Origin of the sequence: Rubrivivax gelatinosus (assembly GCF_004340905.1) — a bacterium.
GTDB classification, from domain to species: Bacteria; Pseudomonadota; Gammaproteobacteria; order Burkholderiales; family Burkholderiaceae_C; genus Rubrivivax; species Rubrivivax gelatinosus.
Window position 1 is genome coordinate 101,686 of the sequence record NZ_SLXD01000011.1, and the last position, 22,971, is coordinate 124,656.

The 22,971-nt window shown below is 72.0% G+C and carries 22 protein-coding genes; 10 read left to right on the plus strand and 12 right to left on the minus strand.

All coding sequences use genetic code 11. The features are described from left to right. Window positions 1-19: 19 nt before the first annotated feature. From hpf to EV684_RS17160, 3 genes are all read right to left on the minus strand, one after another. The gene (gene hpf, locus EV684_RS17150) at window positions 20-361 is read right to left on the minus strand and encodes a ribosome hibernation-promoting factor, HPF/YfiA family (protein WP_132648514.1); all 342 of its coding nucleotides are present in this window, start codon (window positions 359-361) and stop codon (window positions 20-22) included. A gap of 310 nt (window positions 362-671) precedes the next feature. Further along, window positions 672-3,062 (minus strand): ATP-binding protein, encoded by a 2,391-nt coding sequence (locus EV684_RS17155; protein WP_243651201.1) that lies wholly within the window; start codon window positions 3,060-3,062, stop codon window positions 672-674. Window positions 3,063-3,100: 38 nt separating this feature from the next. Then, window positions 3,101-3,880 carry an HD-GYP domain-containing protein gene (locus tag EV684_RS17160; protein ID WP_132648516.1) on the minus strand — a complete coding sequence of 260 codons (780 nt, stop codon included), beginning with the start codon at window positions 3,878-3,880 and terminating at the stop codon, window positions 3,101-3,103. Between the two features lie 104 nt (window positions 3,881-3,984). On the opposite strand from EV684_RS17160, the gene EV684_RS17165 reads away from it, so the two are divergent. Continuing rightward, window positions 3,985-4,608 carry a response regulator gene (locus EV684_RS17165; RefSeq protein ID WP_132648517.1) on the plus strand — a complete coding sequence of 208 codons (624 nt, stop codon included), beginning with the start codon at window positions 3,985-3,987 and terminating at the stop codon, window positions 4,606-4,608. After that, window positions 4,605-5,339 carry a response regulator gene (locus tag EV684_RS17170; protein ID WP_132648518.1) on the plus strand — a complete coding sequence of 245 codons (735 nt, stop codon included), beginning with the start codon at window positions 4,605-4,607 and terminating at the stop codon, window positions 5,337-5,339. The genes EV684_RS17165 and EV684_RS17170 overlap by 4 nt, the downstream gene beginning before the upstream one ends. Before the next feature lie 10 nt (window positions 5,340-5,349). Here EV684_RS17170 and EV684_RS17175 read toward each other — a convergent pair whose 3' ends face one another. Then, window positions 5,350-7,503: a prolyl oligopeptidase family serine peptidase gene (locus EV684_RS17175; RefSeq protein ID WP_132648519.1), complete on the minus strand. Its 2,154-nt coding sequence runs from the start codon at window positions 7,501-7,503 to the stop codon at window positions 5,350-5,352. Between the two features lie 162 nt (window positions 7,504-7,665). Between EV684_RS17175 and EV684_RS17180 the strand changes: the two genes are divergently transcribed. From EV684_RS17180 to EV684_RS17200, 5 genes are all read left to right on the plus strand, one after another. Further along, the gene (locus tag EV684_RS17180; protein ID WP_132648520.1) at window positions 7,666-8,778 is read left to right on the plus strand and encodes a sensor histidine kinase; all 1,113 of its coding nucleotides are present in this window, start codon (window positions 7,666-7,668) and stop codon (window positions 8,776-8,778) included. 29 nt (window positions 8,779-8,807) lie between these two features. Next, the gene (locus tag EV684_RS17185; RefSeq protein ID WP_132648521.1) at window positions 8,808-9,179 is read left to right on the plus strand and encodes a response regulator transcription factor; all 372 of its coding nucleotides are present in this window, start codon (window positions 8,808-8,810) and stop codon (window positions 9,177-9,179) included. Next, complete coding sequence (locus EV684_RS17190) at window positions 9,179-11,803, plus strand: PAS domain S-box protein (protein WP_132648522.1); 2,625 nt, start codon at window positions 9,179-9,181, stop codon at window positions 11,801-11,803. Before EV684_RS17185 ends, EV684_RS17190 begins: the two co-directional genes overlap by 1 nt. A gap of 169 nt (window positions 11,804-11,972) precedes the next feature. After that, a complete protein-coding gene (corA, locus tag EV684_RS17195; protein ID WP_132648523.1) occupies window positions 11,973-12,950 on the plus strand; it encodes a magnesium/cobalt transporter CorA in 978 nt (325 codons plus the stop codon). Window positions 12,951-13,073: 123 nt separating this feature from the next. Continuing rightward, window positions 13,074-13,556: a hypothetical protein gene (locus tag EV684_RS17200; RefSeq protein WP_132648524.1), complete on the plus strand. Its 483-nt coding sequence runs from the start codon at window positions 13,074-13,076 to the stop codon at window positions 13,554-13,556. A 181-nt stretch (window positions 13,557-13,737) separates the two neighbouring features. Here EV684_RS17200 and EV684_RS17205 read toward each other — a convergent pair whose 3' ends face one another. From EV684_RS17205 to EV684_RS17240, 8 genes are read right to left on the minus strand one after another with little or no spacing between them, the layout of a single operon-like run. Next, window positions 13,738-14,184, minus strand: a complete 447-nt coding sequence (locus tag EV684_RS17205; protein WP_132648525.1) for a nuclear transport factor 2 family protein — start codon at window positions 14,182-14,184, stop codon at window positions 13,738-13,740. Further along, window positions 14,181-14,966, minus strand: coding sequence for an SDR family NAD(P)-dependent oxidoreductase (locus tag EV684_RS17210; RefSeq protein WP_132648526.1), 786 nt, complete (start codon window positions 14,964-14,966; stop codon window positions 14,181-14,183). The genes EV684_RS17205 and EV684_RS17210 overlap by 4 nt, the downstream gene beginning before the upstream one ends. Window positions 14,967-14,971: 5 nt before the next feature. Then, window positions 14,972-15,499: a DUF3833 domain-containing protein gene (locus tag EV684_RS17215; protein ID WP_132648527.1), complete on the minus strand. Its 528-nt coding sequence runs from the start codon at window positions 15,497-15,499 to the stop codon at window positions 14,972-14,974. Continuing rightward, on the minus strand, window positions 15,496-16,794 hold the full coding sequence (locus EV684_RS17220) for an MFS transporter (protein ID WP_242478421.1): 1,299 nt from the start codon (window positions 16,792-16,794) through the stop codon (window positions 15,496-15,498). Before EV684_RS17220 ends, EV684_RS17215 begins: the two co-directional genes overlap by 4 nt. Next, window positions 16,791-17,330 (minus strand): chalcone isomerase family protein, encoded by a 540-nt coding sequence (locus tag EV684_RS17225; protein ID WP_132648528.1) that lies wholly within the window; start codon window positions 17,328-17,330, stop codon window positions 16,791-16,793. The genes EV684_RS17220 and EV684_RS17225 overlap by 4 nt, the downstream gene beginning before the upstream one ends. Further along, the gene (locus EV684_RS17230; RefSeq protein ID WP_132648529.1) at window positions 17,331-18,554 is read right to left on the minus strand and encodes an SAM-dependent methyltransferase; all 1,224 of its coding nucleotides are present in this window, start codon (window positions 18,552-18,554) and stop codon (window positions 17,331-17,333) included. It lies immediately after the preceding gene. Between the two features lie 14 nt (window positions 18,555-18,568). Then, a complete protein-coding gene (locus tag EV684_RS17235) occupies window positions 18,569-19,330 on the minus strand; it encodes a DUF1365 domain-containing protein (protein WP_132648530.1) in 762 nt (253 codons plus the stop codon). After that, window positions 19,330-20,622 carry an NAD(P)/FAD-dependent oxidoreductase gene (locus EV684_RS17240; RefSeq protein ID WP_132648531.1) on the minus strand — a complete coding sequence of 431 codons (1,293 nt, stop codon included), beginning with the start codon at window positions 20,620-20,622 and terminating at the stop codon, window positions 19,330-19,332. Before EV684_RS17240 ends, EV684_RS17235 begins: the two co-directional genes overlap by 1 nt. Before the next feature lie 171 nt (window positions 20,623-20,793). Between EV684_RS17240 and EV684_RS24060 the strand changes: the two genes are divergently transcribed. The 3 genes from EV684_RS24060 to EV684_RS17250 all read left to right on the plus strand — a co-directional run bounded on the left by EV684_RS24060 (window position 20,794) and on the right by EV684_RS17250 (window position 22,956). Then, window positions 20,794-20,943, plus strand: coding sequence for a hypothetical protein (locus EV684_RS24060; protein ID WP_165908520.1), 150 nt, complete (start codon window positions 20,794-20,796; stop codon window positions 20,941-20,943). 166 nt (window positions 20,944-21,109) lie between these two features. Continuing rightward, window positions 21,110-22,048, plus strand: a complete 939-nt coding sequence (locus tag EV684_RS17245) for a MerR family transcriptional regulator (protein WP_132648532.1) — start codon at window positions 21,110-21,112, stop codon at window positions 22,046-22,048. Between the two features lie 68 nt (window positions 22,049-22,116). Next, window positions 22,117-22,956: a ferritin family protein gene (locus EV684_RS17250; protein ID WP_132648533.1), complete on the plus strand. Its 840-nt coding sequence runs from the start codon at window positions 22,117-22,119 to the stop codon at window positions 22,954-22,956. Window positions 22,957-22,971: the final 15 nt, after the last annotated feature.

The following is a 22,971-nucleotide window of genomic DNA, read 5'->3' on the forward strand; positions in this document are numbered from 1 at the left end:
GATGCCGGGTGGCGACTGCTCAGCCGGCGTTGGTCTCCAGGCGCTTGGCCGTCGCGTGGTGATGGTCCTGCACCTTGTCCTTGTGGCGCACGACCTGGCGGTCGAGCTTGTCCATCAGCTGGTCGATCGCCGCGTACAGATCCTCGTGGGCCTGCTCGACGAAGATGTCGCGGCCTTTCACGCGCAGCGTCACCTCGGCCTTCTGGCGCCGTTCCTTTTCCTTCAGCTTCTCGACGGTGAGCAGCACCGTGACGTCCACGACCTGGTCGAAGTGTCGCGTCACCCGATCCAGCTTGGTGAGCACGTACTCACGGAGGGCCGGTGTGACTTCGAGGTGGTGGCCGCTGATCGTCAGGTTCATCTATGCCTCCTAGGAGAGGGGTGGGAACGTGCCTTGCCCTGCAATGCGTACGGGCTCGGCTGGGGAAAGCGCTGGGTCGCGACGAGGGTTCAGAGGGGTCTGTAGCGGGTTCGGGAGAGGGCTTTTCGAGGGCCGTCCGGGCCAGTGTGCACCCGTTGCACAACGATGACAAGCAGACTCCGGAGCGGTCGCGAGGGCGTTGCGGACGGCTGTTTCAGAGCCCTTGACGGCGCGCAGAAACACACGATTCGCAAGCTCCGCGCGGCGTTGCGGCAAGGCATGATGGGCAGTTGGGCGGCGCTTCGTGCCCTCAGACCACCGTGTCGGCGAAGCCTCGCGCCGGCACCGAGATCGTGAAGCGGCTGCCGCCGCCGTCGGCGTTCTCGGCCAGGATGCGGCCGCCATGCGCCTCGACGATCTTGCGGCAGATGGCCAGCCCCAGGCCGGTGCCGCCCGAACCGTCCTTCGTCTTGCTCGACTGCACGAAGGCCTCGAAGATCGTCTCCAGTTCCGCCGGCGGGATGCCGGGGCCCTGGTCGCGCACGGTGATCACGATCTGGTTCTTCGCGTCGATGTCGCCGCGCAGCTCGATCGTCGCGCCGTCGGGCGAGAAGCGCACCGCGTTGGCGAGCACGTTGCGCACCACCTGCTGGAAGCGCAGCGGGTCGACCTTGGCGACGAGCTGCCCGTCGCTGAGCACGAGGTCCAGGTGCAGCCGGCGGCGCACCAGCAGCGGGTCGATCTCGCGCGCGACCTCGCGCACCAGCGGCCTCAGGTCGGTGCGCTCGAGGTGGAAGGTGCCCACCGTGCTCTCGATCTTGGAGACGTCCAGCAGGTCGTTGACGAGCGCCAGCATGCGCTGGCCGGCGGCGTGGATGTCGCCGAACATCGACGCCAGGCGCTCGTGGGCGCGCCCGCGTACCATGCCCAGCTCGGAGAAGCCGATGATCGCCTGCAGCGGCGTGCGCAGTTCGTGGCTGATGTTGGCGATGAACTCCGATTTCGCGCGCGAGGCCTCCTCGGCGATGTCGCGCGCCTCGCGCATCGCGCGGTCGGCTTCGCGGAACTCGCTGATGTCGGTCAGCGTCGCCAGCAGGCCTCGCGAGCGGCCGTCGGCGTCGCAGACGGCCGCCTTGGTGACAGCCATCGTGCGCCGCGAGCCGTCGGGCAGCGAGACCTCGGACTCGTAGCGCAGCGTGCCTCCGTGCGCCAGCACCTGGAGGTTGTGGCGCTCGTGCACCTCGGCCTCGGCCGGCAGCAGGTAGTCGCGCACGCGTTTGCCCACCAGTTCGTCCTGGTCCATGCCGGCCTGGGTCGCCCAGGCGAGGTTGACGGTGATGTAGCGGGCCTCGTGGTCCATCAGCGCCACCGGCAGCGGCATCGTGTCGAGCATCTGGGACCACAGCGCGAGCTGCTCCTGCAGTTCGCGCCGGGCGGTGCAGCACTCGGTGACGTCGACGGCGCTGCCGGCGTGGCCGACGACACGTTCGCCTTCCATCAGCGGCGAGACGGCGAAGTCGAACTGGCGCTCGCCGGCACCGGCAAAGCGCACCGGCGACGCGCGCAAGGCCGACGCCCCCGGCGCCAGCAGCGCGGCGACCGCCGCGCGCGACTCGGGGTGGACGAGCTCGAGCAGCCGGCGGCCGAGCAGCGCGTCGGCCGGCTCGCCGGTGGCCGCCTGCCAGCGCGTGTTGACGAAGGTGAGCCGGCCCTCGGCGTCGGTGCGGAAGATCATCTCCTGCACGCTCTTGACGATGACGCTCAGCTCGCGTTCGCGCATCGCCACCGCGAGCTGCGCCGCGTCGCGCTGGCGCCGGGCGGCCTCGCGTGCGCGCACGCTGCGTTCGGCGATGAAGGTCATCGCCGCGATCACGGCGGCCGCGGCGGCGGCACCGACGAGCAGCCAGGCCACCAGGTGGCGCCACGCCGCCAGGCCGACGTCGAGGTCACGGGTGACGACGACCGCCAGCTCCGGCCGCGACGCCAGCACCTGCGTCGCGACGACCAGCCGCGAGGCCTGGGCGAACGCGGCGCTGCCGTCACCCGGAGCCGCCAGGCGCGCGCCGGCCGCGGCGATCGCGTCGGGAGTCGCGCTGAGCACCTGGCCGTCGCGGCGCACGAGCATCGCGCTGGTGCCGGGATCCTCGCGCGCATGGCGCAGGAACGCCGCGAGTTCGGAGCTGTCCAGCAGCGCCACCAGCGTCATCGGGCGGCCGTCGGCGCCGAGGCTGCCGCGCAGGATCGGCACGGTGTCGCGGCCGGGCAGCAGCGGCCCGGCGTCGGCGAGGTAGCTGCCGCAGGCCTGCTGGCCGGCGGCCGGGATCGGCGCCAGCCGGGCGATGTCCAGCCTGCTCCCGCGCGCGGCGGGCACGCTCGACGCGACGATCGTTCCGCTTTCGTCCACCAGTGCGGTGGCGGCCACCAGCGGCTGGCTGGCCGCGGCCCGGGCGAACGCCGCGTCCAGCTCGGCCAGCCGCTGCGGCGGCGTGCGCTGCACCGCCTCGGCCGCCACCGCGAGCACGCGGGCGGCATCGTCGAGTGCATGCGACGCGTGTTCCTCGACCATGCGCGCCAGCAGTTGCGCGCGGTCCTGCTGCACCAGCCGGGCTTCTTCGTGTTCGTAGACCGCGATGCCCGCGGTGGCTGCCGCCAGCAGCAGGATCAGCACCGAGCCGCCGGCGATCACCAGGCGCGCCGTCAAGGGGCGCCGTCGTCGCCGGTGCGAGTCGCCAGCCGGTTTCATGGCGCCAGCGCCTCGGGTGGCGTCGGGCCGTCGACGAGGTCAGCGAAGCTGGGCTTGCGCCGGTTGATCGCGTCGCGCAGCGCCAGCAGCCGCGGCGCCAGGGCCAGGAAGACCGAGGTGATCTCGGGATCGAAGGCACGACCGCTCTGCTCGCGAAGCATCTGCAGGGCCTGCGCGTCCGGGAAGGCCTTGCGGTAGCAGCGGTCCATCGTCAGGGCATCGAAGAAGTCGACGACCGCGACGATACGCCCCGACAGCGGAATCGCGGCGCCCTCGAGCCCCGCCGGGTAGCCCGTGCCGTCCCAGCGCTCGTGGTGCGACAGCGCCACTTCCGCGGCCATGTGGAACAGCGGGATGCGCGACTGACCGAGGATCTCCGCGCCGATGCGTGCGTGCTCGTTCATCGTCGCGCGCTCCTCGCGGTCCAGCGCGCCGGGCTTGCGCAACACCTTGTCGGGGATGCCGATCTTGCCGACGTCGTGCATCGGCGCGGCCTTGCGCAGCATGGCCGCCCAGCGGTCCGAGCGTCCCAGCGCCAGCGCCAGCGCCTCGCACAGGAAGCCCATGCGGATGATGTGCTCGCCGGTATCGCTGTCGCGGTACTCGGCGGCCAGCGCCAGGCGGAACAGCGCCTCGTGGTGCGCGCGTGCGACCTCCTGGTACATCTCGCCGAAGTCGCGCAGGAAACACTCCATCTGCGCATGCGCGGCGGCGTCGAAGCGGTTCGGGGAAGCGCTTGCCTCCAGGCGGTCATCGCTGGCCGGCAGGGCGTCCATCGACGGGAACTCCTCTCATTCGAATCGACGAATTATCAACAATGTTGCTTTTAGCAGTTTAGGTGTGCGTCGCCGGCGGCGTGGAAATTCGGCAGAATTACTCGATGGCCGAAATCCCTATGTCCGAAGACGCACGCGATACCTACAGCACGCTGGAGGTCGCCCGTTTGCTCGGCATGGCGGTGCGCTCGGTGCAGATGATGGTCGACCGCGGTGAGCTGGAGGCCTGGAAGACACCGGGCGGGCACCGTCGCATCTCGCGCGACTCGGTCGAGCGCTGGCGCGAAGGCCGGCGCTCCGGCCCGGCGCGCTCGCAGCCCATACCGCGGCCCGCCTCGGCGGCGCGGCGCGTGCTGCTCATCGAGGACTCGACGCACTACCAGAACCTCGTCTCGTTGCTCGTCAAGCAGCACCTGCCCGGCGTCGAGCTGCACGTCGCCGACGACGGCATCGCCGGGCTCGCGCTGGCCGGCCAGCTGCAGCCCGACGTGCTCATCGTCGACATCCTGCTGCCCGGCATCGACGGCGCGACGCTGATCACCAGCCTGCGCTCGCACCCTCAGTTCAGCCGCAGCCGGCTGGTCGTCGTGACCTCGCTCGACGAGGCCGGGCGGGCGCCTTACGCCTTCGCCCTCGAAGGCGTTCCCGTCGTGCACAAGCCCCAGCTCGTGGCGCAGCTGCCCGGGCTGCTGAAGGCCGCGCTGGACGCGACCGCGACGCCGGCATGAACGCGCAGCCCGTGGGCGACGTCACGGCGTCGTTGCCGCGGGTGCTGCTCGTCGAGGACGACCCCTCGATCCGCCGCTTCGTGCAGATCGCGCTGGAGGAGCTGGCGATCGACTTCGTCGAGGCCGGCTCGCTGGCCGAGGCGCGTGCGGTGCTCGACAGCGGCCCGGTCCGCCTCGTGATCTGCGACCTGATGCTGCCCGACGGCAGCGGCGTGGACCTGCTGCACGAGCTGGCCGCGGGGCGCGCCACGGCGCGGCTGCCGCGCCTGGTCGCCTTCAGTGCCGGGATTTCGGCCGAGCGGCGTTCGCAGCTCGAGGGGCTGGGCGTCGACGAGGTGCTGGCCAAACCGGTGCCGCTGGACGAACTCGAGGCCTGCGCCCGGCGTGCGCTGGACGACGCGCCGGCCGCCGCGCCGGCGCCCGCGTCCGGTGCCGTGACCCAGTACTTCGCCGGCGACGCCGGCCTCTACCAGGCCTACCGCGCGAGCTGCCTGCCGCAGTTCCTGCGCGACGTGCGCCAGGGCGACGCGGCGCTGGACGCCGGCGACCTGGGCGCGCTGCGCCGCCTGGCGCACAGCCTGAAGTCGGTGCTGCTGACGCTGGGCTACGGCGACGACAGCGAGCGTGCGGCGGCACTCGACCGCGCTGCCGCGGCGGGCGACGTGGCCGTGGCCCGCGAGGGCTGGTCGACGCTGCGCGCGTCGCTGCTGGCGATCGTCGAAGCCGGGTAAGCGCCGCCGCTCAGCGCGCGCTGCCGGTGGCCTGCCAGCGCAGGAAGGCGTAGATGTCGGTGATCTCGGCGGCCTGCTGGGCGCGTGTCGCGCCCCCGCCGTGGCCGCCGTCGTAGTCCAGGCGCAACAGCACCGGCTTGCCGCTGGCCGTGGCCTGGCGCAGCCGCGCCGCCATCTTCAGGCTCTGCCAGACCTCGACGCGTGCGTCGTTGATGCCGTGCGTCAGCAGCACCGCCGGGTAGCGCACGCCGTCGCGCACCTGGTGGTAGCTGCTCATCGCCAGCAGCGCGCGAAAGCCCTGCTCGGTGGCCACGCTGCCGAACTCGGGGATGTTGGGCGGGCCGTTGGGCTCGAGTTCGGCGCGCACCATGTCCAGCGCACCGACCGAGATCACGGCGGCGCCGAACAGGTCGGGGCGCTCGGTGATCGCGCGGCCGACGAGCACGCCGCCGGCACTGCCACCCCAGGCGCTGAGCCGCGCCGGCGAGGTGTAGTGCTGGGCGATCAGGTACTCGCCGGCGGCGATGAAGTCCTTCCAGCTGTTGGGCTTGGTCTCGCGCAGCCCGGCGCGGTACCAGTCCTCGCCGAAGGCCCCCGAGCCGCGCGGGTTGGCGACGGCGAAGACGCCGCCCTTCTCCAGCCAGGCCAGGCGCGTCGCCGAGTACCAGGGTTCGTCGGTCATGCCGTAGCTGGCGTAGCCCCAGAGCAGCGTCGGCGCGCTGCCGTCCGGCTTCAGGTCGGCGCGGTGCACGATGGCCAGCGGCACCTTGGCGCCGTCGTGGCCGGGCACGAGCACCTCGCGCACGACGTAGCGCCCGGCGCCCGGGACACGTCCGGGGCGCAGCAGCTGGGTGTCGGTGACGGCGACGGTGCCGTCGGCGCCCGGCTTCACCGACCACAGGCGCTCGGGCTCGGTCCAGCCCTGCAGCGCCAGCATCACGCCGGGCAGGCGCGGGTCGGCGCCTTCCATCTCGAAGGCGCCGCGCACCGGCAGGGCGACTTCCTCGGGCCGGCCGTCGCTGGCCAGCGGCAGACGCAGCAGCGACGAGGCGCTGCCGTCGCGGCGGCGCAGGTACAGCGCGTCGGCGCCGCGCGCCAGGCCGGTCAGCACGCCCTCGCCTTCGGGCACCCGCACGCGGGCCGCGTCCAGGCCGGCCGTGACCGTGGTCTCGAGCAGCCGGTAGCGCGGCGCGTCGCGGTGGCTCAGCAGGAACAGGCGTTCGCCGACGGTCTGCAGGGCGGTGACGCCGGCTTCGCGGCCGAACAGCGGCTTCCAGCGTGCCGTGCCGGCGGCAGCGTCGGCCAGCGGCGCGACCCAGGCCGCCAGCTCGTGGTCGGTGCCGTGGCTGACCAGCGCCAGCGCCCAGCCGGTGCCCGGCACGGGCATCACGCCGGGGGCGTCCTGGGCCTCGTCGATCACGACGCCGGGCGTCTCGAAGGACAGCGCCACCGGCGCCTTCTCCGGGTCGCGGCCCAGGCGAACGAAGACCGCACGCGCGCCGGCGTACTTGGCCGCCGGCGGGGCGTCGGCCGCGGTTGCGCGCAGCCGGGTGAAGAAGAAGCCGCTTTCGTCATCGAGCCAGGCGACGTTGCCGTATTGCGCGCGGGACACCGGGCCGAGCACGCGCCGGCCGGTGGCGGCGTCGACGACGTACAGCTGCGCGTCCTCCGAGCCGCCGGCCGACAGGCCGTAGGCGACGTAGCGCCCGCCCGGCGAGGCCTCGAAGTAGTCGATCGCATGCGGCGTGCCGCGCGGCGCTGCGGCCAGCGGATCCACCAGCAGGCGCTCGCGTGCGCCGTCGCGCACGTAGAGCCGGAACTGGTCGTCGCGGGCGCCGCGCTTCTCGTAGAACAGGCGCTCGCCCGGGCGGCGCTGGACCGTGCCCAGGCGGGTGCCGGCCTCGGCCATCAGCTGCGTGACGCGGCGCGCCATCGCCGGGCGGCCGGGGATCGTGTCGAGCGTGCGCCGCGCCTCGCGCGCACGAGCCTTCATCCAGGCCGCGACGGCGGGGTCGCGCACGTTCTCGAGTTGGCGGTACGGGTCGTCGACCTGGACGCCGTGGAACAGGTCGGACGTCGGCGCAGGGGCGCCGACGTCTCGCGGCGCGGCGGTGGCCGCGGCGGCCAGCAGCAGCGACGCGGCGATGAAGGGCAGGCGGATCACGGCTTGGGGCCTCGGCGACGGATGGAGGGCCTGGAGGATAGCCGCTGCGCCGACGGCACACCGCGCGGCCGTCTGCGAGGTTTTGCGCGACGGATCGTGACCGATTGCCGATTGCAAAAATGCTAAAGATGCAAAATGCGATTCACAGGGACGAACGCTGCCATGCACTCCTCGCTGACCGAGCTGCTCGAAAACATGAAGTCGGGCCTGTTGTGGGTCCACCGCGACGCGACGGTGCGCTACGCCAACAGCGATGCCTGCCTCCGCACCGGCCTCGCGCCGGGGCACAAGCTCTTCGACCCGGACATGGCTGCCGCCGTGTCCGCCGCGGTGACCCAGCAGGCCGCCAGAAAGCTCGTCTCGGTCGGCGTGGCCAGCGCTCCCGGCCTGCCGCCGCCGGACCTGCGGTGCCGGGTGATCCCGGGCCTGTCGCGCGAGGACGCCTTCGTGCTGATCGCGCCCGACGCGTCGGAGGACGCCGGCTCGGCCTTCGACAACCTGATGCAGGTGATCCGCACCGACCTGCGCGACCCGCTGACCGAGGCGAACGACGCCATCGTGCTGGCGCGCGAGCACGGCGGCGGCCCCGAGCTCGACGCCCTGGTCGACGGCGTGCACGATCTCGTGCGTGTGCTCGACAAGCTCGTCGATCTGGCCGAACTGTGGGGCAGCGGCGCGCTGTTCGCCAACGATCGCATCGAACTGTGGTCGCTGCTGCAGGGTGTCTGGGCCGAGGTCGAGCCGCTCGCGCTCGCGCGCCAGATCAAGGTGCGCTTTCGCGCCCAGACCGACACCGCCAGCCTGGCGACGCTGTACGGCAGCGAGCACTGGCTGCGTCGCGTCTTCCTGGAGTGCCTGGAGGCGGCGCTGCGCAGCTCGCCCGGCGGCGCGGTGCTCGACATCGAGCACCGCCAGATGGGGCCGCGCGCGGTCATCGTGTTCCGCGACTGCGGCATGTTCGCCCCGCGCGCAGCCGACGAAGTCGACCTGCCGCGCAGCGAGCCCGCCGGCAGCCGCCCGCCGCCGGCCCAGCGCGACGCCCGCGACCAGATCGGCTTCAAGCTGTGCCAGCACATCGTCTCGCTGCACGGCGGCCAGTTGCGCGAGGAGGACGACGACGGCATGCGCAACTTCGTCATCGACCTGCCGACCGGCGCCCCGTACCGCAACGACCAGTCCCAGCTGGACATCGTGCAGGCGCAGCAATACGCCCGCGACCTCGCTGCGCTGATGGCGCGCGCACGCCAGCGTGGCGCCGACCCGGCGCCACGCTGATCCGACACAAGGCATCACCAGGAGCCGCCATGAAACGCGTCCTCATCGTCGAAGACCAGGCCGACATCCGCAAGCTGATCCGCATGACGCTGGAGTTCGAGTCCTACGAGATCCATGAAGCCGCCGACGGCGCCTACGGCCTGCGCCTGGCGCAGGCGGTGCGCCCCGACCTGGTGCTGCTGGACGTCATGATGCCGGGCGAGATCGACGGCCTGCAGGTCTGCCAGCGCCTGAAGAACGACCCGGCGACGCGGGCGATGAAGATCGTGCTGCTGACCGCGCGCGGCCAGGCGCGCGACCGCGAGGCCGGCCAGGCCGCCGGCGCCGACGAGTACCTCGTCAAGCCCTTCAGCCCGCTGCAGCTCATCGACACCATCGAGCGCCTGCTGGAGACCGCCTGATGTCGGCGCGGCCGTGGCGCGTGCCCGGGTGGCCGCGGCGGCTGCGCCACCAGCTGCTCGCGCTGCTCGTCGTCAGCACCGTGCTGGCGATGGCGCTGCTGTACCGCGTCTCGGCTTCGCGCCTGGACGAGGTCGCGGTCGACACCAGCCGGCGCTGGGCCGAGTCGATCGTCGCCGGCGCCTCGGCGGCCGCGGCCTCGGCGCTGGAGGCCGGCGACGCCGCCGATACCGAGGCGCTGCTGCGCAGCTTCGCCGGGATGCCCGGCGTCGAACGCCTGGAGCTCGTCGACGCCCGCGGCGTCCAGCTGCTGTCGCTGCGCCAGTCGCGCGAAGGCCTGGTCGTGCGCGAGACGCCGAGCGCGGCGCCGGCGCGGGGCGTGCCGGCGCCGGCGGCACGCATGGGTTTCGTCGGTGCCGACGCGGTCCAGGTCTGGGCCCCCGCGGGCCCCGGGGGAAGGCTCGGCAGCTTCGGGCTCACCTATTCGCTGGGCGCCGAGCGTGCCCGGCTGGGCGCCTTGTCCTACGAGGCGGTGCTCGCGATCGCACTCGTCAGCCTGCTGACGATCGTCATCACCTACGGCTTCATCCAGCGCGCGCTGGCGCCGCTGCAGCGCCTGGTGCGCTTCTCGGCCGAAATCGGGCGCAACGCCGGCGCCCGCATCGAACTCGGCGGCGGCAGCCGGGAGTTCCGTGAGCTCGCCGACGCGCTCAACGGCACCTCCGGCCGGCTGCGCGAGCAGATGGAGGCGATCGTGCACGCCGAGTCGCGCAACGAGGCCATCCTGCAGGCCGTGCCCGACGTCATCCTCGGCCTGGACGCCGCCGGCCGGGTCCGTGTCGTCAACCCCGGCGTCAGCAGCGTCTTCGGGCTGCAGGCCGAGGAGGCGCTCGGCCGGCCGGTGTCGGACCTGCTGCCGGGGCTGAGCTGCGGCGAAGCCGAGCAGCGCACGCTGGCCGGGCTGTACATGCGCTCCAGCGCCACCCACGTCGCGCGTTTCGAGATCGAGGCCAGCCGCCGCGGCGGCACGCCCTTCCCGGCCGAGGTGTCGCTGTCGCGCACCGAGACCGACGACGGCCTGCGCTACGCCGCGGTGGTGCGCGACATGACCGAGCAGCGCATGACCTTCTCGATGCTCAAGCTGTACAGCCGGGCGCTGGAGTGCACCAACAACGGCGTCATCATCTGCGACATGTCGCTGCCGGGGTTCCCGATCTTCTACGCCAACCCGGCATTCAGTCGCATCACCGGCTACGCCAGCGACGAGACGATCGGCCGCGGCTGCGGCTTCCTGCAGGGCGAGGACCGCGAGCAGCCGCAGCTCGCCGAGCTGGCGCAGGCCATCCGGCAGGGCCGTTCGACCCAGGTCGTGCTGCGCAACTACCGCAAGGACGGCGCGCTGTTCTTCAACGAGCTGACGGTCTCGCCGGTGCCCAATGCCGAGGGCGCGCCGCAGCACTACGTCGGCGTGCTCAACGACGTCACCGAACGCGAACGGGCGCGCATGGCGATCGCCGAGCGCAGCGCGCGGCTGAACGCGGTCTTCGACCTGTCGCCCGACGGCTTCGTCGTCTTCGACGGTGCCGACGGCGGCCAGCTCGTCTACTGCAACCCGGCCTTCCTCGTGATGTCGGGCTGGGACGCGGCCAGCGCCGAGGCCGGCATCGGCGTCGACGAGTTCGACCGCCGTTTCCTCCGGCAGTGCGACCCGGCGACCCCGTACGCGCCGGTGTCGCTGGCGCTGGCCGCGGATGAGCGCAGCGAGGGCCCGGACATGCTGCAGCTGCTGCGTCCCGAACGCCGCGTGCTCGCGCGCATGGCGCGCCGCGCCGGCGACGGCCATCACGAGACGATCCTGTTCTTTCGCGACGTCACGCGCGAGACCGAGGTCGACCGCATGAAGAGCGAGTTCCTGAGCACCGCCGCGCACGAGCTGCGAACGCCGATGGTCAGCGTCTTCGGCTTCACCGAGCTGCTGCTGCGCCGCCCGGTCTCCGAGGAGCGCCGTCGCGACATGCTGGAGACCATCCATCGCCAGGCCTCGCTGCTGATCAACATGGTCAACGAGTTGCTGGACCTGGCGCGCATCGAGGCGCGCCAGGGCAAGGACCTGAAGCGCGAGCCCTGCCGCCTGGACAGCCTGATCACGCAGGCGGTGGGCCCGCTGCTGATCGCCGGCGGCGCACACGACCTGCAGATCGACGTCGCCCACCCCGACTGCGTGCTCGACGTCGACCCCGAGAAGACGAACCGCGCGCTGACCAACGTGCTGTCCAACGCGGTGAAGTACTCGCCCGAGGGCGGCGCGATCCTCGTCACGACGCAGTCCGGCGAGCTGCGCGGCGAGCCCGCGGTGGGCGTGCGGGTCACCGACCACGGCATCGGCATGGCACCCGAGCAGCTGGCCCGCATCTTCGAGCGCTTCTACCGGGCCGACCCGTCGGGCAGCATCCCCGGCACCGGGCTGGGCATGAGCCTGGTCAAGGAGATCGTCGAGCTGCAGGGCGGCCGCGTGGACCTGTCGAGCACGCCCGGGCGCGGCACGACGGTGACGCTGTGGCTGCCGTTGTCGCGTGCCGGCGGCACGCCCGGCCGTCATGCCGATGCCGCGGGTGCGATGCAATAATTCCAGCTTCCCCGTTGAGCGGGACCACCCCATGGAACAGCCACCTAGTCGCTGACCGTCGGCTCCGGCATCGAACTGGAGCGCGGCGGTCTCCCCCAGCCCCTTCAGACCATCGACCGCGCCGGGCCGCTCCGCGGGGGGCGTCGTGGCGCGATGCCGAGATACCGCGATGCTCAACGTCTTCACGCTGGCCAACGGCCGGCTGTTCCAGGAAGAGATCGACAACCCCACGGCGCTGGCCGGCGTGCAGCCGGTGTGGGTCGATCTGGAAGCTCCCACCGCCGAGGAAAAAGGCTGGGTCCGCGCCCGTTTCGGCCTCGCCATCCCCGAGGACGTGGTCGACGAGGACCTCGAGGAGTCCGCCCGCTTCTACGAGGAGGACAACGGCGAGCTGCACATCCGCTCGGACTTCCTGATCGACGCCGACAGCGGCCCCGACGGGCAGGGCTCGCGCAACGTGCGCGTGGCCTTCATCCTCTACGAGAAGGTGCTGTTCTCGGTGCATGCCGAGGACCTGCCGGTGTTCCGGCTGCTGCGCCTGCGCGCACGCCGCATCCCGGCGCTGATCGAGGACGCCAAGGACGTGCTGCTCAAGCTCTACGACGCCGACGCCGAGTACTCGGCCGACGCGCTCGAGGGCGTCTACGACAACCTGGAGAAGGTCAGCGCACGCGTGCTGACGCAGGACGTCGACGACCGCAGCGCCGGCGAGGCGCTGGCGGCGATCGCGCGCGAGGAAGACCTGAACGGCCGCATCCGCCGCAACATGATGGACACGCGGCGCGCTTTGAGCTTCCTGATGCGCAGCCGCATGCTCAACGCCGAGCAGTTCGAGGAGGCGCGCCAGATCCTGCGCGACATCGACTCGCTGGACTCGCACACCGCCTTCCTGTTCGACAAGATCAACTTCCTGATGGACGCCACCGTCGGCTTCATCAACATCAACCAGAACAAGATCATCAAGATCTTCTCGGTCGCCTCGGTCGGGCTGCTGCCGCCGACGCTGATCGCGAGCATCTATGGCATGAACTTCCGCCTCATGCCCGAGCTGAACTGGGACTACGGCTACCCCTTCGCGATCGGGCTGATGGTGGCCTCGGTCGCCGCGCCCTTCCTGTACTTCCGCCGAAAAGGCTGGTTGCGTTAGTTCCTGCTCGGCCATTGCGGCGGCGGCCCGTGGGCCTCAGCATGGCCGGCCACCGACCATCGTGTAGTCTCTCGTCGCGGCCGCGCTTGCCGGCCGCGCCTCCACGATTCGGACGCAGGACCCATGAATCGACTCCCGCCCCTGACCGCGAGTGCCCGCCTGCGCCACGCCGCCGCGGTGGCCGTGCTGGCGGCCCTGGCGTTCGCCGGCCCGGCACGCGCGCAGTTCGCCTCCGTGCCCGCGCCGGTGCTCGACCAGCCGCCGGCGGCATCGGCCGCCGAGCACGAGAAGCAGTACCGCGTCGACGCCGCCCGGCACGTCTACGCGGCCTATCCGGCGCGCATCTACAAGGGCCGGCTGCCACCGCTGCTGTATTCGGTGATGGTCGTCGAGACCGAGATCGACGCGATGGGCCAGGTCGCCGGCGTGCAGGTCGTGCGCAAGCCGGCGGCCGACGAGGTCGCGCCCTGGGTCGTCGCGATGATCAAGCGCGCCGCGCCCTATCCGGCGCCGGCGCGCCTGGGTGTCGCGCGTTTCACCGAGATCTGGCTCGTCGACAAGAGCGGGCGCTTCCAGGTCGATGCGCTGACCGAAGGTCAGCGTTAGCAGTCCGGGCGGCGTCGCTGCCCGGACTGCTGCCGCTGTCGCTGAACGTTGGGCTCCCCGCGGCCCCCTCCAGGAGGGGGCTCCGGCTCGTTCGACGGCTCCCTCCAGCCTCCCTCCGTGAGGGAGGCTCCAGACGGTTTGACGATGGGCGGCGTGCGCGCGAGCGAGGCACGCCCCGCGATCAGCTCGACGCGCGGCGCTTGAGCCAGCGCATCGCGGCGCCGACGGCGGGCAGCTTCTCGTACAGCTCCTCGGCGGCGTCCCAGTAGTCGCGGTGCAGCGCGACGCGGCCGTCGGCGGCAAAGCGCAGGTGCGTGGCGCCGCGGATCGTCTGCTCGCCGCGCACGAAACGTTTCATGCGGTAGTGCATGTCCCAGGTCAGGAAACACTGGTCGCCCGCGGCCACCGCCTCGTGCACGACGAAACGCGGTGCCTCCAGGGTGCGGAACATGTGCTCGAAGATCGCCGCGATCGCCGGCACGCCGCGCACCTCGTTGAACGGGTCCTTGAACACGGCCTCGGCGGCGTAGACCTCGCCCAGCCCCGCCAGCGCGGCCGGCGACAGCGTCTCGAAGGCCTCGACGAGGCGCTGCACGCGCGGATCGGGATGCGGGCTCTTCATCGTCACAGCCCGGTGGAGCGCCGCACCGCGGCGAAGTACGGCCCGTAGCCGACGTGGCGCAGCGCCTTCAGCCACAGCGTGAATCGGCGCGGGAAGTGGATCTCGAAGTCGCCGCGCGCCCAGCCGCGCAGCATGGCCTCGGCGGCTTCGTCGGGGGTCAGCAGCGCCGGCATGCGGAAACCGTTCTTGGCCGTCAGCGGCGTCTCGACGAAACCCGGGTTGACGATGGACACGCCGACGCTGGCCGGGTGCAGGTCCAGGTACAGCGTCTCGGCGAGGTTGATCAGCGCCGCCTTCGTCGGCCCGTAGGCCAGCGACTGCGGCAGGCCGCGATAGCCGGCGACGCTGCCGACCAGGCTCAGGTGCGCGCCCTGGCCCGCGGCGGCGCGGGCACGCATCGCCGGCAGCAGCGCGTCCAGCCAGTGCAGCGCGCCGACGTAGTTGACCTGCACGTGGTGCAGCGCGAGGTCCAGGTCGAAGGCGGTGGCGCGCATCGGCGTGTAGGTGCCGGCACAGTACAGCGCCAGGTCCGGCGTGCCGCTCTGTGCGATCACCTGCCTGGCGGCGGCCTGCACCGCGGCGCGGTCGGTCACGTTCAGCGGCAGGGCGACACTGCCCGGATGGGCGGCGACGAAACGCGCCAGCGCGTCGGCGTCGCGCGCCGAGACGGTGACACGCGCACCCAGCGCGTGCAGCCGCGAGGCCGTGGCGCGGCCGATGCCGGTGGAGGCGCCGACCAGCCAGGCGCTGCGGCCCTGCCAGTCGCGCAGCGGAGGGTTCAGGGGCATGGTGTTCAGCGTTTGTGGAAGGCGAGCGTGACCTCGCCCAGGCGCACGCCGAACTTGCTCATCTCGGCCTTGTTCAGCATGACCTTGTCGTCCATCTGGAACATCCAGTCGTCGAACTGGACCTCGTAGACGCTGCCGTCGACCGGCAGCTTCAGCGTGTAGCGCCAGTTCAGCGCGTTGCCGGCGGCCGTGCCCTGGGCGACGCCGACGACGTCGTCGGCGCGGCCCTCGTAGCGCCCGCCGCCCAGCGACTTGAGCTTCCAGACGCGGCGCTCGGTCTTGCCGTCGCTGTAGGTGAAACGTTCGTCGAGCACGCCGTCGTCGCCGGTCCAGGTGCCGGTCATCTGCACCGTGAAGCGGCGCACGACCTTGCCCGAACGGTCGCTGAAGATGCCGTGCGCCGTCATCTCGCCGTCGAAGAAGGTCTTCAGGTCGAGCTTCGGGGTCTCGGCGGCGTAGTCGGCGGGCGTCGGGCCGGCGCAGCCGGCCAGTGCCGCCGCGGCGGCCAGCCCGAGCAGCAGGCGTCGGTTCATCGTGGGTTCTCCTCGTCGAGTCGGTGCCGCCAGCGCCACAGCAGCACGGCGGCGGCGGTCTTCAGCACACAGGGCAGCAGGCAGTAGGCGGCGGTGAGCGCCGCCAGCGCCTGGGGTTCACGGGCGCCGGGCGCGTAGCCCAGCAGCCCGAGCAGCGGCAGCGCCAGCCCGGCGGCCAGCGCCAGGTTGAGCTTGGTGGCCAGGTTCCACCAGCCGAAGTACGCGCCTTCGCCGCCGCCGTGCCCGGCGCGGCGCACGATGCCGGCGAGCAGCGCGCCGGGCAGCGCCAGGTCGGCGCCGAGCGCCACGCCGCTGGCGATGCAGACCGCGGCGAAGCCGGCGGTGTCGCCCTCGCCCAGCGTCGCCGCCCAGACGAAGGCCGCGACGGCCAGCGCCATGCCGGCCAGCCAGGCGCCGGCCAGGCCCAGACGCGGCACGAGCCGCACCCACAGCGGCATCGCCAGCGCCCCGGCGGCGAAGTAGGCGGCCAGGAACACCGGCTCCCAGGCCGGTGCCTGCAGCCGGTCGCGCACGAAGAACAGCACCAGCGTCGCCGGCACCGCGCTGGCGATGCCGTTGACGAGGAAGACGGCGAGCAGGCGGCGGAAGGCCGGTGTCGCCAGCGGGGCGCGCCACTCGACCCGGGCCGCGGCCGGCGTCGCCTCGGCGCGCGGCGCGCCGGCCAGCAGCACGAGGCCGACCACCAGCGTGACGGCGAAGACGGCGCTGGTGGCCGGCAGCCCGGCCGTCGACGGCAGCACGCTGGCCACCAGCACGCCGGCCAGCGCCAGGCCTTCGCGCCAGGAGACGATGCGCGCGCGCACCGCGGCGTCGCCGCCCAGCCGCGCACCCCAGGCCTGGTGCAGCACCGAGAGCAGGCTGTAGGCCAGGTAGGCGGCGACGAGCAGTGCCGCGCACCAGGCCAGCAGCGCCGTGCCGCCGGTCACCGGCGGGAAGAACAGGCCGTGGAAGGCCGCCGCCAGCAGCACCGCCGCTGCCGAGGCGACGGCCAGCAGCCGCGCCGGCGAGCCGGTGAACAAACGGTCGACGAGGCGGCCCAGCGCCGGGTCGATGACGGCGTCGAGCCCGCGCACGGCCAGAAGCAGCGCCCCCAGCGTCGCCAGCGGCACGCCGTACGTGGCAGCGTAGTGCGGCGGCAGCAGCACGTACAGCGGCAGCGCGACGAAGGCCAGCGGCAGGCCCAGCGCGCCATAACGCAGGCCGTCGCCGAGGCCGCCGCGCCAGCGCGGCGCCGCGGCTCCGGGCCCGCGTGCGTCCAGGCCCGCAGTGTTCATGCCGTCTGCCCGAACAGTCGCGCGCGCAGCGTCGGCTGCGAGGTCTGCGGTGCCAGCCAGATGCCGAAGAAGCGGCGGCCGAACTCGGTGTCGTCGACCTCGCCCAGGCGGCGGCCGTTGGCGTAGAAACGCGTGCCGCCGTCGGTGCGGCGCACGCCGACCAGGCGGTCGCCGGGCTTCACGTCGGGGAACAGTGCCGCCATCGCCTGGCGCCAGCGCTGCGCCTGCGGCTCGGGCAGTTCGCCCTGGCGGCGCATTTCGTCCAGTGAGCGGGCGGCGATGTCCGAACCCTCGAAGGCGCGGGCGTAGCGGATCTCCAGCGCCAGCGGCGCGTCGGCCCAGCGTTCGGGCGTGAAGCCTTCGCCGACCCACAGCCGGGCGTCGTAGACGGCAAAACCCAGCACGCGCAGCCGGCCTTCGCCCTGCAGTGCCAGCGGCGCGTAGGCGGCAAGCTCGGGCGGCGCCGGCGTCCGGCCCGCGGCCGCGTACGCCGGGACCAGCGCGGCGGCGAGCAGGGCACGGCGGGCGTGGTCCATTCAGGCACGGCGCAGCGTGAACTGCACGACGTCGGTGTTGCCGGTGGCGAAGGCCGCCTCGCAGTACGCGAGGTAGAACTCCCAGATGCGCACGAAACGCGTGTCGAAGCCCTGGCCGCGCACCGCGTTCTCGTTGGCCAGGAAGGCGACGCGCCAGCGGCGCAGCGTCTCGGCATAGTCGGCACCGAAGGCGAGTTCGCCGACGACCTCCAGCCCCGCCTTGCGCGCCTCGGCGCGGAAGGCCGACGCGCTGGGCAGCAGGCCGCCGGGGAAGACGTACTGCTGGATGAAGTCGGTGGAACGCAGGTAACGCGCGAACAGGTCGTCGCGGATCGTGATCGACTGGATGCAGGCGCGGCCGCCGGGCTTGAGCCGGTCGCGCACGGTGCGGAAGTAGCTGCCCCAGTACTCGCGGCCGACGGCCTCGAACATCTCGATCGAGACCACGGCGTCGAAGGGGCCGTCCTGGATGTCGCGGTAGTCCTGCAGCCGCAGGTCGGCCCGGGTGCCCAGGCCCAGGCGCGTCAGGCGCTCGCGGGCATAGGCCAGCTGCTCGGTCGACAGCGTGACGCCGGTGACGCGGGCGCCGAACTCGTTGGTCGCGGCCTCGGCCACCGCGCCCCAGCCACAGCCGATCTCGAGCACGCGGTCGCCGGCACGCACGCCGCACTCGCGCAGCGCGCGCCGCACCTTGGCGCGCTGGGCCTCGGGCATGGGCTTGGCGGTGTCGCCGTCGAACCAGGCGCTCGAGTAGTTCATCGTCTCGTCGAGCCAGAGACGGTAGAACGGGTTGCCCAGGTCGTAGTGGGCGTGGATGTTCTTGCGGCTGCCGCGGCGCGAGTTGCGGTTCAGCAGGTGCTTCAGGCGGTGCGCCAGCGAACCCCACCAGCGGCCGTAGATCGCGTCCTCGACCGCGTCGCGGTTGGCGATGAACAGCCGCAGCAGCGCGACCACGTCGGGCGAGGTCCACTGGCCGTCGATGTAGGCTTCGGCGAAGCCGATGTCGCCGCTCTTCAGCGTCGCCGAGCAGACGTTCCAGTCGAGCAAACGCATCGACGCGCGCGGCTCGCCGTCGCGGCCGGTGCCGAAGTGGGCCAGGCTGCCGTCGGGCAGCTGCACGTCCAGCTGCCCGACGGCCAGCCGGCGCAGCAGGCGGAATACGGTGCGGGCCGCCGCGGGGGCGGATTCGGGCAGGGCGAAGGCGTTGGCGGTCGTCGTCGTCATGGCGGTTCCTGGAATCAGCGGGTCGTGAAGGCCCGGGGCGGCTCGGGCTTGCTGATGAACGGCACGCGCTTGAGCCACAGCTGCAGCGCCTGCCAGTGGATGCGCACGATGACGCCCAGGGACATCATCGGCATGCCGAAGAAGGCCGCGCGGGCGGCCTTCGCGGTCAGCGGGGCGAGGCGGCCGCTGACGCTCGTCAGCAGCAGCGGGCCCTCGTCGTCGTCGTGGTCGACACGCGCCACCGTGCGCTCGGCGGTGCGCAGGAAGCGGAAGCGGTAGCGGCCCTCGACACGGCAGAACGGCGAGACGTGGAAGACCTTGCGCGCGACGAGCTCGCGGCCCCAGCGCAGGTCCTCGCCGGCGAGCAGGTAGCAGTGGCGCTCGCCGAAGGTGTTGTTGACCTCGGCGACGATCGCCGCCAGCGAGCCGTCGCGGCGCTCGCAGTACCAGAAGCTCACCGGCTTGAAGACGTAGCCCAGCACGCGCGGGTAGGTGTGCAGCCAGATCTCGCCGTCGGCGTCGGCGATGCCTTCGGCGGCGAGCAGCTCCTCCAGCCAGGCGAGCGAGTCGGCGCGGCCGTCGCCGTGGTCGGCGTCGTGGAAGGCGACGAGGCCGAAGCGGTTGCGCCGCACCGCGGCCTCGGGCTGCGCCCGCAGCCGGCGCATCGGCAGCAGCATGAAGTAGGTCGGGTACTCGAAGGTGTGCCCGGCCGGCTTCAGGCGCCGGTGGCGCACGACACCGGTGCCCAGCAAGGCCTGCGGGGTGGCGCCGTCCATCACGCCGCCTCTTGCAGCGCCGGGCGGCCGGCCTGCCAGTGCGCACGCAGCGAGCGCACCACGTCCAGCGCCGAGGCCAGGCCGTCCTCGTGGAAGCCGTAGCGTGTCCAGGCGCCGCAGAACCAGGTGCGGGCGCGGCCCTGCAGCGCCGGCACGCGGCGCTGGGCCTCGATCGCGGCGAGGTCGAACACCGGGTGCGCGTACTCGATCTCGCGGAACACGGTGCCCGGCGCGGGCTCGGTGACGGGGTTCAGCGAGACGATGACCGGCGTCGTCCAGGGCAGCGGCTGCAGCCGGTTGAGCAGGTAGTGCAGGCAGACACCGGCCTGTTCGCGGCCGCGGTCGGGCGAGCGCACGTAGTTCCACGAGGCCCAGGCCAGCTTGCGCCTGGGCAGCGCGGTGGCGTCGGCGTGCACGACGGCGCGGTTGGGCTGGTAGCGGATCGCGCCGAGCACGGCGCGCTCGTCGTCGCTGGCGTCGGCCAGCAGCGCCAGCGCCTGGTCGCTGTGGCAGGCGAGCACGACCTCGTCGAAACGCTCGGTGCCCGCCGGCGACGTGACGGCCACGCCCTCGGCGTCGCGACGGATCGCGGACACCGGGCTCGAGATGCGCGCGTCGGCGATGCGCGGCAGCATCTTCTCGACGTAGTTCCGGGCGCCGCCCTTGACCGTGTGCCACTGCGGACGGTCGTTCACCTGGATGAGCCCGTGGTTGTGGCAGAAGCGGATCATCGTCGCCACCGGGAAACGCAGCATCTGGTCGGTCGGGCAGGACCAGATGCAGCCGATCATCGGCAGGAAGTACCAGTCGCGGAAGTCGTTGCCGAAGCCGTGGCGGTCCAGGAACTCGCCGATCGGCTCGGCCAGCGCGTCCTCGGCCGCCGCCTCCGCGATCGCGGTCGCCAGGCGGTTGAAGCGCACGATCTCCGCGAGCATCTTCAGGAAACGCGGGCGCAGCAGGTTGCGGCGCTGGGCGAAGACCGTGTTCAGGTCCGAGCCGCTCCACTCGAGGTCGTGCTCGCGCGCCTGCACAGAGAACGACATGTCCGACGGCGCGGTCTCGACACCGAGCTCGGCGAACAGGCGCAGCAGGTTCGGGTAGGTGCGGTGGTTGAAGACCAGGAAGCCGGTGTCCACGCCGTGCGTGACGCCGTCGATGCGCAGGTCGATGGTGTTGGTGTGGCCACCGAAGTAGTCGCCCGCCTCGAACAGCGTGACGCGCGCATCGGAGGACAGTTCGTAGGCTGCGGCCAGACCGGAGATCCCGGAGCCGACGACGGCGACGCGGCGCATCAGCGGCTCCCCACCGCGCCAGGCGCGTTCAGCGGGGCCTGGCCCCGGAGGGCCGGCGTACCGCGCGGGGCGGTACGTCGGGAAAGAAAGGCCGTCGTGCGGCGGCGCTGAGCGAACGAGGGAGGGAGGGAGGAGGAGGAGAAACGCTCAGGCTTGGCAGACAGGGAACCCGTGAGTCCGCACGACAGGAAAACCGTGGCCGCGCTGGCGGCCTTCTTGCCCGCTGTGACCGGCGCCAGGGCGCAAAGTTCCGCAGCCGCGGCCTGCGGTGCTGGGCAGGAAACGATCCTGGGGATCGGCAAGGGCTTCGACATCGTGTGAACCTCTCGGTATGCAACGCGACTATACAGTCATCTTTCGATGTCTGCAGTTCATCTCTTGGCTTTGACGAAGACATGTCCTGTTCAAAACCGCGACTTGGACCTATATTAGGGCAGATTCAGAGAATTGGCATGTTTGTGTCCAGGACAAATACAAGGCGAGTGCGATGAATGACCGCAGTTCGGCCGACAAGCTGACGCTGTCCATCGCGGCTGTCGAGCGTGACACCGGCCTGAGCAAGGACACGCTGCGTGTGTGGGAGCGGCGTTACGGCTTCCCTTCGCCGGCGCGGGACTCGCAGGGCGAACGCGCCTACCCGCTGGAGCAGGTGGAGAAGCTCCGTCTCATCAAGCGCCTGCTCGATGCCGGCCATCGGCCGGGCCGCATCGTCCCGATGCCGGCGAGCGAGCTCAACGAGCTCACCGCGTCCACCGTCGACCAGCCGCAGCGCAGTGCCGGGAACCCGGTGGTGGCGGCCGATCTGGAGCGTGCGCTGGACCTGTTGCGCAGCCACGATCCGGCCGGCCTGCGGCGCGAGCTCGGCCGCATGCTGGTGCGCCACGGCATCTCGCGTTTCGTCATCGATGTCGTCGCGCCGCTGAACACCGCGGTCGGCGACGCCTGGCTGCGCGGCCAGGTCGAGGTCTACGAGGAGCATCTCTACACCGAGACCGTGCAGAGCCTGCTGCGCCAGGCGATCGCCTCGGTGCCGGAGCCGCTCGGCGGCGGTGCGCCGGCGGTGCTGCTGACCACCTTTCCCGGCGAGCCGCACGGCCTGGGGCTGCTGATGTGCGAGACCCTGATGGCGATGGACGGCTGCCGCTGCGTCGCGCTGGGCACGCAGACGCCGCTGTGGGACGTGGTGCTCGCGGCGCGCAGCTACCGCGCCGACATCGTGGCGCTCAGCTTCTCCGGCTGCATGAGCCCCAACCAGGTGGTCGACGGCCTGAGCGAACTGCGCGAGAAGCTGCCCGCCGCCACCGAGCTGTGGGTGGGCGGCAGCGCGCCGGTGCTCTTCCGTCGCCGTGTCGACGGCGTGCTGCCGATCGAGGCGCTGGAGCACATCGGCATCGAACTGCGGCGCTGGCGCGACGCACGCGGCTGAACACCCCGCTGCGCACGCGGGAGGTCGGCGCTGCCTAGACTGGGGCGTCCCGACACCTTTGGCCCGTCATGCTGTATCCCGAACTCTTCAAGCAGCTCGAAGCCGTGCGCTGGAATCTCGACACGGACATCCCGTGGCAGAGCTTCGACGCCGCCTGCCTCAGCGACGAGCAGGCGCAGACCATCAAGATGAACGCCATCACCGAGTGGGCGGCGCTGCCGGCCACCGAGATGTTCCTGCGCGACAACCGCGGCGACAGCGACTTCTCGGCCTTCATCAGCGTCTGGTTCTTCGAGGAGCAGAAACATTCGCTGGTGCTGATGGAGTACCTGCGGCGCTTCCGCCCCGAGCTCGTGCCGACCGAGGACGAGCTGCACGCGGTGCGCTTCGAGTTCGACCCGGCGCCGGCGCTGGAGACGCTGATGCTGCACTTCTGCGGCGAGATCCGGCTCAACCACTGGTACCGCCGCGCCGCCGAATGGCACACCGAGCCGGTCATCAAGGCGATCTACGAGACGCTGGCGCGCGACGAGGCGCGCCACGGCGGCGCCTACCTGCGCTACATGAAGCGGGCGCTCGTGCGCTGCGGCGACGAGGCGCGCACGGCCTTCGCCAAGGTCGGCGTGCTGATGGCCAGCGCACGCCGCACCGCGCAGGCGCTGCACCCGACCAACCTGCACGTCAACGCCAGCCTGTTCCCCAACGACACGGTGCAGAGCCGCCTGCCCGACCCGGCCTGGCTCGAAGCCTGGCTGGACCGCCAGATCCGCTTCGACGCCGACTGGGAAGGCCGCGTCGTCGAACGCATCCTGCACAACCTCGGCCTGCTGTTCGGACGCAGCTTCGCCAACGTCCAGGACCTCAACCGCTACCGCAAGGAACTGGGGCGCGGCGCCCAGCCGGCCTGAATCCCGGCCCGGCCG

Bases quoted from the DNA above. Each gene is read 5' to 3' on its own strand.
- EV684_RS17160 (WP_132648516.1), bottom strand. From the start codon at position 3,880: ATGGACGCCCTGCCGGCCAGCGATGACCGCCTGGAGGCAAGCGCTTCC.
- EV684_RS17165 (WP_132648517.1), top strand. From the start codon at position 3,985: ATGGCCGAAATCCCTATGTCCGAAGACGCACGCGATACCTACAGCACG.
- EV684_RS17215 (WP_132648527.1), bottom strand. From the start codon at position 15,499: ATGAACCGACGCCTGCTGCTCGGGCTGGCCGCCGCGGCGGCACTGGCC.
- EV684_RS17230 (WP_132648529.1), bottom strand. From the start codon at position 18,554: ATGACGACGACGACCGCCAACGCCTTCGCCCTGCCCGAATCCGCCCCC.
- EV684_RS17220 (WP_242478421.1), bottom strand. From the start codon at position 16,794: ATGAACACTGCGGGCCTGGACGCACGCGGGCCCGGAGCCGCGGCGCCG.
- EV684_RS17225 (WP_132648528.1), bottom strand. From the start codon at position 17,330: ATGGACCACGCCCGCCGTGCCCTGCTCGCCGCCGCGCTGGTCCCGGCG.
- EV684_RS17240 (WP_132648531.1), bottom strand. From the start codon at position 20,622: ATGCGCCGCGTCGCCGTCGTCGGCTCCGGGATCTCCGGTCTGGCCGCA.
- hpf (WP_132648514.1), bottom strand. From the start codon at position 361: ATGAACCTGACGATCAGCGGCCACCACCTCGAAGTCACACCGGCCCTC.
- EV684_RS17180 (WP_132648520.1), top strand. From the start codon at position 7,666: ATGCACTCCTCGCTGACCGAGCTGCTCGAAAACATGAAGTCGGGCCTG.
- EV684_RS17250 (WP_132648533.1), top strand. From the start codon at position 22,117: ATGCTGTATCCCGAACTCTTCAAGCAGCTCGAAGCCGTGCGCTGGAAT.
- EV684_RS17200 (WP_132648524.1), top strand. From the start codon at position 13,074: ATGAATCGACTCCCGCCCCTGACCGCGAGTGCCCGCCTGCGCCACGCC.
- EV684_RS17185 (WP_132648521.1), top strand. From the start codon at position 8,808: ATGAAACGCGTCCTCATCGTCGAAGACCAGGCCGACATCCGCAAGCTG.
- EV684_RS17235 (WP_132648530.1), bottom strand. From the start codon at position 19,330: ATGGACGGCGCCACCCCGCAGGCCTTGCTGGGCACCGGTGTCGTGCGC.
- EV684_RS17170 (WP_132648518.1), top strand. From the start codon at position 4,605: ATGAACGCGCAGCCCGTGGGCGACGTCACGGCGTCGTTGCCGCGGGTG.
- EV684_RS17210 (WP_132648526.1), bottom strand. From the start codon at position 14,966: ATGCCCCTGAACCCTCCGCTGCGCGACTGGCAGGGCCGCAGCGCCTGG.
- EV684_RS17245 (WP_132648532.1), top strand. From the start codon at position 21,110: ATGAATGACCGCAGTTCGGCCGACAAGCTGACGCTGTCCATCGCGGCT.
- EV684_RS17190 (WP_132648522.1), top strand. From the start codon at position 9,179: ATGTCGGCGCGGCCGTGGCGCGTGCCCGGGTGGCCGCGGCGGCTGCGC.
- corA (WP_132648523.1), top strand. From the start codon at position 11,973: ATGCTCAACGTCTTCACGCTGGCCAACGGCCGGCTGTTCCAGGAAGAG.